Origin of the sequence: Pseudomonas sp. TMW 2.1634 (assembly GCF_001703595.1) — a bacterium.
Taxonomy (GTDB): domain Bacteria; phylum Pseudomonadota; class Gammaproteobacteria; order Pseudomonadales; family Pseudomonadaceae; genus Aquipseudomonas; species Aquipseudomonas fragi.
Genome location: NZ_CP016849.1, coordinates 1,104,128 through 1,118,422 on the forward strand (window position 1 = coordinate 1,104,128; position 14,295 = coordinate 1,118,422).

12 protein-coding genes and 1 pseudogene are annotated in these 14,295 nt (G+C 56.7%); 7 read left to right on the forward strand and 6 right to left on the reverse strand.

What is annotated here, in order from left to right; translation table 11 throughout:
• Positions 1-108: 108 nt before the first annotated feature.
• Positions 109-683 (reverse strand): annotated as a pseudogene (locus BFC21_RS05275) (DNA/RNA non-specific endonuclease); the annotation flags it as partial.
• Positions 684-793: 110 nt separating this feature from the next.
• Between BFC21_RS05275 and BFC21_RS05280 the strand changes: the two are divergent.
• Complete coding sequence (locus BFC21_RS05280; protein ID WP_070413570.1) at positions 794-1,612, forward strand: CHAD domain-containing protein; 819 nt, start codon at positions 794-796, stop codon at positions 1,610-1,612.
• 64 nt (positions 1,613-1,676) lie between these two features.
• Here BFC21_RS05280 and BFC21_RS05285 read toward each other — a convergent pair whose 3' ends face one another.
• Entirely contained in the window at positions 1,677-1,859 is a 183-nt protein-coding gene (locus BFC21_RS05285; RefSeq protein WP_070413571.1) for a hypothetical protein, read from the reverse strand.
• Positions 1,860-1,920: 61 nt separating this feature from the next.
• On the reverse strand, positions 1,921-2,133 hold the full coding sequence (locus BFC21_RS05290) for a hypothetical protein (protein WP_070413572.1): 213 nt from the start codon (positions 2,131-2,133) through the stop codon (positions 1,921-1,923).
• A 275-nt stretch (positions 2,134-2,408) separates the two neighbouring features.
• Here BFC21_RS05290 and BFC21_RS05295 point away from each other — a divergent pair, with 275 nt between their 5' ends.
• The gene (locus BFC21_RS05295; RefSeq protein ID WP_153332835.1) at positions 2,409-2,759 is read left to right on the forward strand and encodes a helix-turn-helix domain-containing protein; all 351 of its coding nucleotides are present in this window, start codon (positions 2,409-2,411) and stop codon (positions 2,757-2,759) included.
• 168 nt (positions 2,760-2,927) lie between these two features.
• Complete coding sequence (gene namA, locus BFC21_RS05300) at positions 2,928-3,995, forward strand: NADPH dehydrogenase NamA (protein ID WP_120265763.1); 1,068 nt, start codon at positions 2,928-2,930, stop codon at positions 3,993-3,995.
• A 181-nt stretch (positions 3,996-4,176) separates the two neighbouring features.
• Here namA and BFC21_RS27760 read toward each other — a convergent pair whose 3' ends face one another.
• The 3 genes from BFC21_RS27760 to BFC21_RS05315 all read right to left on the reverse strand — a co-directional run bounded on the left by BFC21_RS27760 (position 4,177) and on the right by BFC21_RS05315 (position 7,110).
• Positions 4,177-4,467 carry a LysR substrate-binding domain-containing protein gene (locus BFC21_RS27760; protein WP_153425704.1) on the reverse strand — a complete coding sequence of 97 codons (291 nt, stop codon included), beginning with the start codon at positions 4,465-4,467 and terminating at the stop codon, positions 4,177-4,179.
• 306 nt (positions 4,468-4,773) lie between these two features.
• A complete protein-coding gene (locus tag BFC21_RS05310; protein WP_070413575.1) occupies positions 4,774-6,042 on the reverse strand; it encodes a site-specific integrase in 1,269 nt (422 codons plus the stop codon).
• 153 nt (positions 6,043-6,195) lie between these two features.
• Positions 6,196-7,110, reverse strand: a complete 915-nt coding sequence (locus BFC21_RS05315) for a LysR family transcriptional regulator (RefSeq protein WP_120265764.1) — start codon at positions 7,108-7,110, stop codon at positions 6,196-6,198.
• Between the two features lie 277 nt (positions 7,111-7,387).
• On the opposite strand from BFC21_RS05315, the gene BFC21_RS05320 reads away from it, so the two are divergent.
• From BFC21_RS05320 to BFC21_RS05340, 4 genes are all read left to right on the forward strand, one after another.
• Entirely contained in the window at positions 7,388-8,410 is a 1,023-nt protein-coding gene (locus BFC21_RS05320; protein ID WP_088377345.1) for a zinc-dependent alcohol dehydrogenase family protein, read from the forward strand.
• Between the two features lie 315 nt (positions 8,411-8,725).
• Positions 8,726-10,186: a hypothetical protein gene (locus tag BFC21_RS05325; protein ID WP_120265765.1), complete on the forward strand. Its 1,461-nt coding sequence runs from the start codon at positions 8,726-8,728 to the stop codon at positions 10,184-10,186.
• A 142-nt stretch (positions 10,187-10,328) separates the two neighbouring features.
• On the forward strand, positions 10,329-11,978 hold the full coding sequence (locus BFC21_RS05335; RefSeq protein WP_120266684.1) for a VRR-NUC domain-containing protein: 1,650 nt from the start codon (positions 10,329-10,331) through the stop codon (positions 11,976-11,978).
• Entirely contained in the window at positions 11,975-14,227 is a 2,253-nt protein-coding gene (locus tag BFC21_RS05340; protein WP_088377347.1) for an ATP-dependent DNA helicase, read from the forward strand. Before BFC21_RS05335 ends, BFC21_RS05340 begins: the two co-directional genes overlap by 4 nt.
• Positions 14,228-14,295: the final 68 nt, after the last annotated feature.

Consider the following 14,295-nt stretch of genomic DNA (forward strand, 5'->3'; position numbering starts at 1 on the left):
CCCGCGTTACTTATTGGCGTCCGGTTCAAACTTGGCCCAAGCACCGTTCTAAGGCAAGTAGCCTGCATCACAGCACAGATAAGCTTTGTCCACCTGCGGCTATGTTGCTCAAAGCCGGATATCCTCTGTTCCTTGGATAAGCGCTTCAATGTGCGTGCCCGTCGCGCGTTCTTCGTTGCTGAACCCGTCATAGTCGGCCAAGTTGGCAAGACGAATACAGGCCATTTGCTCGATTTGCAACACGCTGCGGCGGTAGGTTCTGAGTTGGCCAAACACCGAGTCCAACTGATCGAGGTGACGGCTCTGGTCGATCATATAAGCGCTAGCGGAAGGTTTGCCGTCATCCCCCAAATAGGCCACCACTTTCCAGAATGCTTTGGGGATTTTGACACCACGGTAAACACGGTCATCTTCAGCCAGCACCGGGCTTGTAAACACAGTGGCTCGGGCCTTCCAGCGCCGTGTATTGTCGAGAATGTACTCCTCAAGTTCCAACTAGGTCTTCTGGTTGAACGCGCTCATCTGCGGCGAGCAGTTAGTGAAGTGAAAGGTGTCGAGGTTGGCGATGGTCGCTTCTTCGCCCCTATAGGGTCTTGCCTGCGCACCAAATGGCCACGGTCCAGGCCGTTGCTCGCGTAGAGCTCGTTGCCCACCTGGGCGCTCATAGGCACACGACCATCATAGCATTCAGGCTAGGTCATTGATGGCCTTATCAAATCGCGAGCAGGATCAATATTTGACGACTTGCGCTTCTGCTAAGCTCGTATCCATAACGCTTCAAAGAGATGACTGCATGTCCTTCGTTGACGAGTTCGTTGCTGAGATACTGACCCTTCAGATCGCCCTGTATCACTCCCGTGCACGGTTGGAAGCGAGGACTGACAGCGAGGCTTTGCATGACCTCAGAATATCTGTGAGGCGCATCCGGAGCCTACTCCGACCGATGCGTTCGATTAGCGAAGTCATGGCGCTGAATAATGTTGCGGCGGAAGTCGGAAGGCTAACCACGCCGGCGCGCGATCTTGAGGTGTTGATTGAGGAGCTAGAGGAAAGGGGCTTTCCTGACCTTGCGCAGTTCCGCAAAGCGCACTTGGATTATGACTATTCAAAGATTCTAAAAAGCCCGGCCCTCAAGAATCTGTTCACTCAGTTGGATGAGTGGCCTTCAATCTTTCGCTTGGCTGAGATCAACGGCGGTTTGCAGCACGTCCAGTCTCAAATTGAAAAATCACTGACTAAGCAGATCGACCGATTGCATGCGGCGGTAGATGACGCTGAATCTGATCGGCACGAGTTGAGAATCCTGGTCAAGCGAACTCGCTACCTGACAGAGGCTTTTCCCAAGCTGTCACCGCTTTCGGGTAAGGCGGCAAGCTCTCTCAAGGCCCTTCAATCGGCCCTGGGTGCCTGGCACGACCATTATCAGTGGTGTCAAAAAGCATTGGTCGAATCAGATCTACACCAGCTGGAAGAGGTCTGGCGGCGATGCGCCGCGACGGCGCTCGAGAAAGCTGAGGCTCAGTTAGCTGACCTGGAGAAATTGCTGCCAACGTCCTCAGGCAAAAAAAAGCCGCCTAATGTGGCAGCAGAAAAAACAGCAGGCGTTGAATAGACGCAGTATTACGGCTGGAGGGTTACAAAGCGATGACGTTTTTTGATCTGGCAACGAATTCTCTTCAAGACACTTCAGCCATAGGTCTACTTATGCTGATAGGTAAAGGGTGGGCTGCATTTATGCGACCCTCCAGCCTTTTGACGAAGGCTTCGGCTTCGGCATAACTGTGAAACTTAACGCGCCATGCATTCATCCACACGAGCCAGTCTTCGGGCGTCTCTGTCTCTTCGATTTTGATCAGCATCACGAGAATCCTTTCATGAGGTATCGATTCTCAAGCGATACAGAGAATGAGTAACTAGGTTTCATTTGGCGGTTTCTCTCGGTGGTTCAATGCCCTTTCTGACGGACTCGGCATTCAATTCGAGCGTGGTGATACCACCGAGGGCGGTGCTGGAAACGCCGATGGATCCCCTCTGATCTATCCACATTGCTATCGACTCAATGGCGTCGGCAAGCGCGAGTTCGTTTTCGTGGAGGGTTTCAAGTATGTCCGGTAATTGGGGAGGGGCTGACATGTCGACATTTCCTCGGAGTGAACTGGAAGACTAGCAGCGTCAGGTAGGGTGTGCTGAATCATCAACCTATCCCTTGTAGGTGGTGCAGCCGAGAGTAATCGGCCCAAGACGTGTTGGCCACTTCGGACGTGGTACAGTCACTGGGTCTTGTTAGAAAAACGCCATAAATTTGTAGGTAGTGCCATAAAGCGTACTGCCCTTTGGAGACCGTTGTGACCAAGCTTCGTAATTATGATGGTGCCCCTGGGTGCTCTATAGAGGCCGCACTGCACATCATGGGTGGAAAGTGGAAGGGCGTAATCCTTTATCACCTGCTACTGGATGGCACACACCGTTTCAACCAATTGCAGCGACGTCTCACTGGAGTGCCGCCTAGGTTGCTGATCAAGCAGCTTCGGGATATGGAAGAAGACGGTCTCCTAGTGCGAACTGTCTACCCAGTAGTACCGCCCAAGGTCGAATACGCACTTAGTGATGAGGGCCGAAGCCTTGAGCCTTTTATCCTGGGACTATGTGACTGGGGAGATGCGTGGTTGAAGCGTCGGGGCATGACCACTGCCGCTCAGATGAGGGCGGACGAGCAGCCACCTGGCGGAAAGTCCGACATCGCCCCCATGATTAGCTAGAAGCTTAAGGCCAGTTGCTCGGACTCTTGCAGTACGCTTAAGCGTACTATATGCAAATTTTTGCAGTATTTACGTTTTTATTATCTTCGATAGCCTTGTTCAAAACGCGTAGAGAGCAGAAGCACGTGCCCCGCGCATTCTTGAGCAAACTATTGGAGTATCTGAATTTTGGCCGCAAAACTTTTTGAACCCGTAACCATTGGTGGGTTAACACTTCGCAACCGAATTGCAATGTCTCCAATGTGCATGCACTCGGCAAGCGAAGACGGATGCGTCACTGATTTTCATACCGTGCATTACGGTGCTCGAGCATTGGGCGGCGCAGGGCTCGTTTTTTTGGAAACCACAGCCATCCTTTGCAACGGCGTTATTGGCCCCGGCGATATCGGTATCTGGGACGATGCACAAGTTGGGGGGCTGGCAAGGCTGGTGAAAACCATTCAACGCTTTGACGCCAAGGCAGGCTGTCAGCTGGGCCACGCAGGTCGTCAGTTGGGCGTTCCGGGGCCGTCTATTGCCCCATCGGCTATTCCGTTTACCAAGGATTCGCAAGTACCTCAGGCGCTCGACCTATACGGCATCAAAGGCGTCGTTGAGGCATTCCGCCAAGGCGCACGTCGCGCCCGCGAAGCTGATTTCGATGTTGTAGAAGTACATACCGCACATGGCTACCTCCTGAACGAGTTTCTCTCTCCGCTGGCTAACCATCGCACCGACGAATATGGCGGCAGTCACGAGAATCGTTATCGTATCGTCCGAGAAGTAATTGACGCTGTTCGGTCCGAATGGAAAGGCCCGTTGTTTGTCCGTATTTCTTCGACCGATTACACCGAAGGCGGCAATACTCCTGAAGATTTCCTGATCTACGGCAAGTGGATGAAAGAGCAGGGAGTTGACCTCATCGACTGTTCATCGGCTGGCATTGCAATGGTCAAAGTGAACGCTTTTCCTGCCTACCAGGTTCCTGCGGCTGAATTGCTGCGTCGTGAACTGGGCATCATGACGGGGGCGGTGGGCCTGATCGAAAGTGGTCGTCAGGCGGAAGAGATCGTCCAGAACGGTAGGGCAGACATAGTGCTGGTTGGCCGAGATATGTTGCGAGATCCCTTCTGGGCTCGCACTGCCGCCGATGAGTTGCGCACAGCTATCCCTGTGCCTCCGCAATACACCCGCTACGGTTCGGTGTGGCAGCGCAGTCAGCCGCCGTTGCCAGCAGCTCCTTTGACCGAAAACTGATGCGCCTAAAAACATAAAGGCTTGTTAAATTTACCCCTGATGCGCCACGCAGCGTCAGGGGTTTTACGATCCGTTTCTGCTCAGGCGAGGCGGTCAATCTTAGTCTGTTCAGTTTTACTGGGTATAGCGCCATCTTCGAGATCGGGCTCCAGGGATATTCAGTGTTTGAGGCTGTCAGCAATTACAGGCGTACGGATTTTGACGTGTGGGTAAGAAAGTCCATCACAGCTCTGATAGGAACCGAGCGTTTCAAATCGTGGTGAACCACTAGCCAGACGTTTCTTGAAAAGGGTGCGCCGTCATATTCGATGCGTTTCAGTCCTGGTTGTGCATCGCCGAGAAATCTTGGTGATCCAGCAATCCCAGCTCCAGAGCATGCAACCACCAATTGACTACTAACATCGCTTAGCTCACATCCAATTCGACGCTCGCCAGCAATGTTCAGAAGCCACTGTTGTTGCGGCAGATCCACAAATTGTGCGTCGTAAACGATGAATGCCCACCTGTCTGGACTATCAAAGAATGTTTAGTTGGGACTGGCATGCAAGGCATACGGAATATGGCCAATTTTGCGCACAACATCATTGGGTTCTTCGGGACGGGTCAGGCGTAATGCCACCTAGCTTCGCGTCGGCTCAACGATACCTGTTGAGGCTGTGCAGACATCTAAAGTGTGATTTCTGGATATTTGGCCCGGAATTCAGGCAAGCGATGGGCGAGCAAATGGGCTATCAATATCGTTTCCAGCTCAAATCTTCTGATTGTTTTCGCTGTGTCGTCAGTCTTTCCTCACTTGAGCTGCGTTGTGCCGCAGTTGGTCTAGGTAGTCAGCCCATTGTTGAGCCGCCTCCCGGCGCTGTACCAGCAGTTGCGCGCGCGCATACACAGCTCCCAACGCGCCTGGCATACGGTGGGATAACGACAGTTCGAGCACGATGGGGTCTATACCCAAGTGCTCGTGGGCAATGGTCCGGTAGGTAGCGCGAAAGCCGTGGGCAGTGATGTCGTACTCAGGCCAGATACGCTGGAAGGACTTGAGCATGGAGGTAGGATTAATGGGGCGGCCTGGATAGACCGGCGAGACGAACACCCAGCCTTTGCCGTCTTCATCCACCACGCGGGTTTTATGTAGCTCTCGTAACAGGACCAACGCTTGCTCAGGCAGCGGCACGATGTGTTTGCTCTTGTCCAGGTGCTTGGTCTTGCTCACCACATAACGCCAATCGGCGCCCACCAAGTCGACATCTTCCCAGCGCATCTGCACCAGTTCGCCTGGGCGAACCGGCAACATGACCAGCAGCCGCATTGCTGCGGCTACGCTGCCGTCGTTGCAGTCATCAAGCCGTAGAAGAAACCTGCCTAGGTCGGACGGCCTTTCGATCGCCGGGTTGCTGGTCACGATGTGGCGAATCTTCAACTCCTCAATGTTGCTGAGCGCCACGTTGCGCTCCACCCAGCCGCGACCTTCGGCAAATCCCAGAACGGCACGTATGATGGTGCGCACGCGCCGGGCCATGGCCATGGTCCGCTGGCGGCGCAACTCAGTGATGATCGTAGTGATGTGCTCCAACTTGATCTCGCTGATCGGTTTTTTGCCAATGGCAGGCAAGATGTGGTTGTTCAGCGCTCCGGTAAAGCCCGAGATGGATTTGGTCACCAGTTCGGCAGACTTGAATGCCAACCATTGCTCGGCCACGTAAGCGAAGGTGCGCTCTTCATTGAGCAACTGTGCCTCGATCTTGGCGGTCTTGGCCTTGAGCGGAGCGGTGTGGTTAGCCACGTCGCGGCGTGCGCCGCGGGCAATGTCGCGCGCCTCCTTGAGGCTAATGTCGGGGTAAGCGCCGATGGAGAAGCGGTTTTCCTTCCCATGCAGCCGATACTTCAATCGCCAAACCTTGGAAGGAGATTTGCCGACCTTACTCGACGCCCTCACCTCCAAGTAGAGGCCAGGAACTTCGCCATCGGCGTGTTTGCCAGGTTCGGTCAGTGACCGGATCAAGGCATCGCTGAGTTTTCGTTTGAAAACAACCGCATTATCTGGGGGCATCGGTGGGGGCATCCTTTTTAAGGAACCGAAATTTGCCCCCAATTATGCCCCCATGAGTCGTGGAATCCATTGGATTTAGACAGGCGGCTATGGACTTAAATAACCAATAAATTGTTGTTATTAAAAGGTTTTATGGAATTTAGTGGAATTCCGTTACAGGCTATCGGGGTCCCCAAAAAACATCTGGATCCGTGACCGTAACCAGCGCTCCCCCGGGTCGTTGTCCTGGGCGCCGCGCCAGGCCATATGCAGTTCGAAGCTTTGTGTGTCCAGCGGCGGGTCTTCGGCGCGTACGCCGCCCGCAGCCGTCAGGGCTTCGGCCGTGTAGTCGGGGACGGTGGCGATGATGTCGGTGCCCGCCAGCAGGGTGCTCAGCCCGTTGAACTGCGGCACGGCCAGGACCACATGGCGCTTGCGGCCCATTTTTTCCAGTTCGGTGTCGATAAACCCGCTCAGGTCGCCAGCAAAAGACACCAGGGCATGGGGCCGCTCGCAGAAATCGTCCAGGCTCAGTAAGCCGGGCATGGTGTCGGCACGCAGCAGTTTGGGACGGCTGCGGCGTAATACCTTGCGTTTGGCGTTGGCCGGCAGGTCACTGGTGTAGCTGACGCCCACGGAAATTTCCCCCGAGGCCAGCAACGGCGGCATCAGGATGTAGTTGACCCGGCGAACCACCAGGACAATACCCGGCGCTTCCGCGCGCAAGCGCTTGAGCAGCAGGGGCAGCAGGGCGAATTCGACATCGTCCGACAGGCCAATGCGAAACACCGAGGTGCTGGTGGCCGGGTTGAACTCGGACGCACGGCTGACAGCCGTGGAGATCGAGTCCAGCGCCGGCGACAGCAAGGCGAAGATCTCGATCGCCCGGGCGGTCGGTTCCATGCTGCGCCCGGTACGCACAAACAGCGGGTCGTCGAACAGGTTGCGCAAGCGTGACAATGCCGCACTGATGGCCGGCTGCCCCAGAAAAAGCTTCTCGGCTGCGCGGGTCACACTGCGTTCATGCATCAGGGTTTCAAAGACGATCAGCAAATTCAGATCGACGCGACGCAAGTCGTTACGGTTCATCAGGCAGGCTTCGCTGGGGGTTCAACAGGTAGTCAAGTAACGGATCTTACTGGCAAAAACGATTTTTCGTCACTCGGTAGATTTTTTTCTTACTTTTCCGCAAGCGCTTTATCACCTGTTTAAAGCGGTTTTGCCGGGTTTTTGCGGGATGTGGTGCGGGCCAACCTGTCGGCGGATCAATGTCAGGCATGTCGACTATTAATGCTGTCTGTTAGTCTTGCGCACAAAGCCCGGATAAAGTCCCGTGGTATTAGCGATTAATTAGGCGAGGTTGGTAATGTCGCGCACGATCCGTTTTCACAAGTTTGGACCGGCCGAGGTGCTCAAGTGCGAAGAGCACGAAGTCGCTGCGCCTGCGCCTGGCGAAGTACAGGTCCGTGTCGAGGCCATTGGCATCAGTTGGTATGACGTCCTGTGGCGCCAGAATCTGGCCCCCAGTCACGCCCGTTTGCCTGCGGGTATCGGCCATGAAATGGCGGGTGTCGTCACCGCCGTGGGGGCCGGTGTGGATGATTTGGCCATTGGTGACAAGGTCGCCAGCTTCCCCGGGCAGAGCGCCAACGACTACCCGACCTATGGCGAGCTGATCTTGATGCCGCGCTCCACCCTGACCCGCTACCCGGACGTGTTGTCTGCGGTCGAGGCCAGCGTGCATTACACGCCGCTGCTGATTGCCTATTTTGCCTATGTCGACCTGGCGCAGGCCAAGCCCGGGCAGAGCGTGCTGATTACCGATGCCAGCCACTGTGCCGGGCCTTCCTTCGTGCAATTGGGCAAGGCCCTGGGCCTGAAGGTGATTGCCGCGACCAAGGACGCCAGCGAACGCGAGTGCCTGCTGACCCTGGGTGCCGACCATGTGATTGTCACCGAAGAGCAAGATCTGCTGATGCAGATCAACAAGATCACCGACAGCAAGGGCGTGGATGTGGTGCTCGATGGTCTGGGCGGTCCGCAAATGTCGGTGCTGGGTGATGTGCTGGCACCGCGTGGCAGCCTGGTGCTGTATGGCTTGCAGGGCGGTAACCAAACGGGGTTCCCGGGCTGTGCGTGCTTCCAGAAGAACATCAAGTTTTTCGTCCACTGCATCGGCAACTTCACCGGCAAGCCCGAGTTGGGCATCGCCCAGGACGAAGAAGCGATGAAACGTGCCTTGCGTGATATCAACCAGCTCACCGCCGACGGGGTACTGACGCCCTTGGAGATCAAGGTTTTTCCATTTGAAAACTTTGTTGAAGCCCATCGCTATATGGACGATTGCCCATGTCGCGGTCGGGTGGCCTTGCAGTTGGCTGCGGTCTGACAAATACAGGGTGATAAACGCGCCCCTGAACGCAGTGTTCAGGGGCGTTTTTTTTGCTGGCGAAAAACGTCTTTTGGCCGCGTGTCGGGTTCAGCAGCCCAGGATGAGTACATGCATTTCAGTGTGGAATGAAAGGGCAAAAGTAATTCATAAAGTTGTCATATAGCACAACATGTATTTATTTGAAGGTTTTCTTGTAGGGTTATTCCTGTGCGTATGTGCGCCTAGTCTGTTCTGACCAGCAGGGTTGATGTAAATGTGGGCGCGTCAAATCGGGCTGTCGATAATAAGACCCTCGATATGGAGGGATAGCCCATGAATAACTTTCATGAACAAGCCATGAGTTTTGTCTATCAACAAGTCCTGCACCGACTCCTGGGCTTTTTCAGCCGCCCTGAGCGCATTGCCTTGCAGTTGTTGATTCAACGTTTAATGGTGGCAGCCGGGGGACTTGAGCGAATAGGGCGCTATCGGGTGATGATTGTTCATGAAGGCGGCAAGGAGTGCGCTTATACCCTGGCGTTTTTACGCGCGGCACAACTGAGTATCGCCGGGCGCTCGCCGCACACCTTTATATTGCGCATTGCAATACTGCGTCAGCCGCGGATGACGGCCAATGTGATGGAGCGCATCCAGACCCAATGCAGTGAGTTGTTTATTTATGACGATGATCGCGTGGAGTTATTGCTGGTCGATGAAAAGGGCCTTGGCAGGTTGCATAAGCCGGCTGCTTTTCAGAGCCAGGCATCGGAGCTGAACCGAACCCAGGTATTGATGTCGGGGCATTTGACCCAAGGCGACGCCCGGGCAACGTTCTTTTATGCCGACCTGCTGGGGCGCGCCAAGCTGTATCGGCATGCCTGCGAGTGGGGAGGCAAGGTCGACGCGTTGATTGACCGCCGCCCGCCCAGCCATCTTGGCCAGTATGTGACCTGGATTCAGGAGGTTGCCCACCGGCAGGGACATTGGCCAAAGGGCGGCGGGCGGGACGGCTTTGAAATGGCAGTCAAGTTGTGCAGCCAGCTGGATGATGACTACAAGCAGTTGTTGCATCTGGCTCCGGCGCCCAGTGGCGAAGTGACGGTTGCCGGTGTCGGCACGCATATCAATGTGATCAATATATTTGATTGCCTGTGCCATGAAGTGGATGTGTTGCACTCGCAAGTGCTGATGTTTGTAGAGGGACCGTGGAATATCAAAGCGTTTGATATCGAAGAACCCCAGGCTGCGGTCGTATTATTGGCCGCCCATGTCCACGGTTTGCGCGGTACATATCAATATGGTGTGGAATACAGCGTGGGGGCGGATGCGTATTTGCGCCGTGCTTATCTGGAAAACAAGGCCAATGATCGTTTCAAAGGGCAGTTGATCAAGCAGTTGGGAGCAACCTTCAATACACCCAAAAGAATCAACAAACTGCACGGCGTGGCCACGCAATATCTGAGCGAGTTGCACGGTGTCAATGATGAACAACTGGGGTGCTTTATCTGTTCGCCGTTTGTCAATCAGGCCTGTGGGCTGGAAGCCTTTTTACATAATTGTTACCCCGACAAGCTGCGTTTTCTCCAGGACTTCCGCCAGTTGTTAATGGCGAGCGGCTCCTCGACGCAGGTGGATGCCGGTTGGCTCGAGTCCGTCAGCGGCCTGTCGCTGGCGTCGTTGCAGGCGCTGTATCAGATGCAAAGAATCGACTTCAAGCAATGCGACTCATTGATCGCCAACCTGTCGGCACACGATCCAGGCAAGAAACCCTGGCAGACGACGCCGACGGGTTGATACCCGCGTTCAGCAGGCCCGTTAGCCAGCCTGACGGGCTGCCCGCCTGTAAACCGCTCATCCAATAGGATTTGCCAGAGTGCCGGGCAAGCTGGTATCTGTACGCATATCCAGTATTCAAAGCCAGTGGTCCGTTTTGCCCGTGATTTCCAATCCCCTCGAAGACCCGTTTTATTACCTGAAGAACTTCCAGCATGTTCTCGACTGGATCGCCGCCCGTTATGACGATGTCCTGAGCGTCGACGAGCAGTGTTTTATTACGGGTTTTGCCCAGCTGCCCGTGGCCTCGCAGGCGTTGTGGGTGCGCATGGTGATGCGCAAGGGCGAGCATTTTCGCGCCAGCAAGCTCAATTACCCGGAGATCGGCGAGCCGTCACGGGCCGCAACGGCATTGCTGGCGTTGGGCTGGCTGGACGATCAGGCGCCCCTGGGGTTGGCCGAGGTGTTTGAACTGCTGCAAAAACCGGAGATTCTCGCCCGTTTCAGCGCACATATCACTCGGCCCAAGGCCAGGAAATCGGACTGGCTCGAGGAACTGGCCGGCGTTTTCCCCCAGCAGCAGAGCCTGGGGCAGTGGCATCCCGGGCTTGGTGAAGCACTTTATAGCCTCAACCACCGGGCGCTGTGCGATCGCCTGCGGTTGATGTTCTTTGGCAACCTGGGGCAGAGCTGGTCGGACCTGGTGCTGGCAGACCTGGGCCTGTTCAGCTATGAAAGGGTCGAGTTCAGCCCTGAATCCCGGGCGTTGCGCTGTCGGGCCGATATTGAAGGTTACTTGCACCTTTACGCCTGTCGCGAGCAGTTTGAGCTCAGCGGCGATGCCGAGGCCGTGCTGCAACAGGTGCTGGACTACGAGGTGGATAACCGCTGGTTGCAGCGCCGTCGCGCACGCTTGCTGTTTCAGCTCGGCCAGCATCTGGAGCGGGCAGGGGCGCTGGACCGGGCATTGCAGTTGTACCAGCACAGCCAGCACCCAGACGCGCGCCAGCGCAGTATCCGCGTGCTTGAGCGCCAGGAACACTACCAGGCCGCGCTGAGCCTGGCGCAAGTTGCGCAACAGGGGCCAGTCAACGACGCAGAGCATCAGCATCTGTTGCGGATTATCCCGCGCCTGCGGCGCAAATTGGGGCTGGCAGCCCTGGCGGTGGTCAAATCGACAGCCCCGGATCGCCTCGACCTGTGCCTGCCACGGGACGATGCCAGCAGCGTGGAACAGCAGGTGGTGGCGCATCTTCATACTGGCCAGGCACCGGTGCATTATGTGGAGAACACCCTGATCAACGGCCTGTTCGGCTTGCTGTGCTGGCCAGCCATCTTTGCGCCGCTGCCGGGGGCTTTTTTTCACCCGTATCAAGTCGGCCCCGCAGACTTGCACGAAGACGATTTTTATCATCAGCGTACCGAGTTGTTCGAGCGCTGCCTGGCGCAGCTCGATGATGGTCGTTACCGGGCCACGATTGGCGAGACCTATGCCGCCAAAAAGGGCTTGCAATCGCCTTTTGTCGCCTGGAATCACCTGCCCCCCGGCTTGCTGGCAGAGGCGCTGGAGTGCCTGCCTGCGGCGCACTTGAAACTGTGGTTCCGGCGTTTGTTGCTGGATATAAGGGCCAATCGCACAGGCATGCCTGACCTGATCCAGCTGTACCCCGAGCAAAAAACCTACCGCATGATAGAGGTCAAGGGTCCGGGCGATCGCCTGCAAGACAACCAGTTGCGCTGGCTGGCCTTTTGCCAAGCGCATCAGATGCCGGTGACGGTGTGCTATGTGCAATGGCAGGAGCCGGCGCAGTGAGTTATCGCGTTGCTGTGCGTACCCTGTGCGAGTTCACAGCCAAGGCGGGTGACCTGGATTTGCGCTTTACCCCCTCGCCTACGGCGCAACAGGGGATTGCCGGGCATCGCACGGTGGCTGCACGCCGCCATGCACAGTACCAGGCCGAGCTGAGCCTTGAAGGCCAGTATGGTGCTTTGACCGTGCGTGGCAGGGCAGACGGCTATGACCCGGTGGCCAATGTGCTGGAGGAAGTGAAGACTTTTCGTGGCGACTTCACCGCGATCCCGGCCAATCATCGCCAATTGCACTGGGCGCAGGCCCGGGTCTATGGCGGGTTGCTGTGCCAGAGCCTGCAGCTGGCGCAGGTCGATCTGGCGCTGGTGTACTTTGATATCGTCAGCGAAAAGGAAACCCGCCTCCAGGAAACCTGGTCAGCAACGGCTCTGCAGGCGTTCTTCGAGCAGCAATGCGGACTGTTTCTGGCCTGGGCCGAGCAAGAAATGGCCCATCGGCAGGCGCGGGATGATGCCGCCCGCACACTGGCCTTTCCCCATCAGCACTTTCGTACCGGGCAACGGACACTCGCCGAGGCCGTGTACAAAACGGCCAGTACCGGGCGCTGCCTGATGGCTCAGGCGCCGACCGGGATTGGCAAAACCATCGGCACCCTGTTTCCGCTGCTCAAGGCCATGCCGGGCCAGCAACTCGACAAGCTGCTGTTCCTGACTGCCAAGACCCCGGGGCGCAAACTGGCGCTCGATGCGGCGCAAGTGCTCTATCCTCCCGGGCAACCTGTGCCTTTGCGGGTACTGGAACTGGTCGCGCGGGACAAGGCTTGCGAATATCCCGAAAACGCCTGCAATGGCGACGCCTGTCCGCTGGCCAGAGGCTTTTATGATCGCTTGCCCGCAGCGCGCATGGCCGCTGTGGCCCGCTCGCCGCTCGATCAACAGACCTTGCGCAGCGTCGCCCTGGCCCATGAAGTATGCCCCTACTACCTGAGCCAGGAGATGGCACGCTGGGCAGATGTGGTGATTGCCGATTACAACTATTACTTCGATTTCACGGCGTTGCTCTACGGCCTGGGCCAGGCCAACCAATGGCGGCTGGCGACCCTGGTGGACGAAGCGCACAACCTGGTGGAGCGGGCACGGCAGATGTACAGCGCAAGCCTGGACCAGCAAACCTTGAACACTGTGCGGTACTCGGCCCCGGCGCCGCTGGACAAGCCCTTCAAGCGCCTGAACCGTGAATGGAATGCCCTGCACAAGGAACAGGTAGGTCCGTATCAGGTTCATTCGCACTTGCCTGGCAAATGGCTGGCGGCCTTGTCGCTGTGCATTACCGCCATTGGCGATTACCTCAACGATCACCCTCAGGGGCTAAGCGCCAATCTGCAGGCGTTTTACTTCGAAGCGCTGCAATTTAACCGGGTGGCGGAGTTGTTTGACGGGCATTTTCTGTTTGATATCAGCCTGCGCGAAGACGGCAAACGGCGCCTGTCGCAGCTGAACCTGCGCAATATCGTGCCCGCCGGTTTTATCGGGCCACGGCTGGCCAGCGCGCAGAGCAATGTGTTGTTCTCGGCCACCCTGAGCCCGCAAACCTATTACGCCAACCTGCTCGGTTTGCCTGCGGATACGGTATGGATGGATGTGGAGTCGCCGTTTCAGGCCGAGCAGTTGAAGGTACAGGTGGTCAGCCAGATATCCACCCGCTTTGTCCATCGCCAGGCTTCCCTGGCGCCGATTGTGGAATTGATTGCCCGCCAGTTCGAACAGCGCCCGGGCAATTACCTGGCGTTTTTCAGTAGCTTTGATTACCTGCAACAGGTGGCCGGGTTGCTCGCCGAGCGCTACCCGCACGTCACCCAGTGGGCGCAGGCGCGGCGCATGGACGAAAGCGCCCGCCAAGGTTTTCTTGATCAGTTCACCCTGTCGAGCCAGGGCGTCGGTTTTGCCGTGTTGGGCGGGGCATTTGGCGAGGGCATTGATTTGCCCGGCGCGCGGCTGATTGGCGCGTTTGTCGCGACCCTGGGGCTGGCGCAGTTGAATCCGGTCAATGAGCAGATCAAACAGCGCATGGGCGCCCTGTTTGGTGCTGGCTATGACTACACCTACCTGTACCCCGGTGTGCAAAAAGTGGTGCAGGCTGCCGGGCGGGTGATTCGTACCCAGAGCGATGAGGGCACGCTGTTTCTGATCGATGACCGTTTTGCCGAGCCCAAGGTGCAGCAGTTGCTGCCGCGTTGGTGGCGATTGGGGTGAAATCGGTTGTCGGGGTTAACTTGGGTACCGGGTGCATAGCCGGCATTGGCGTTTGACTCGTAGCTGGA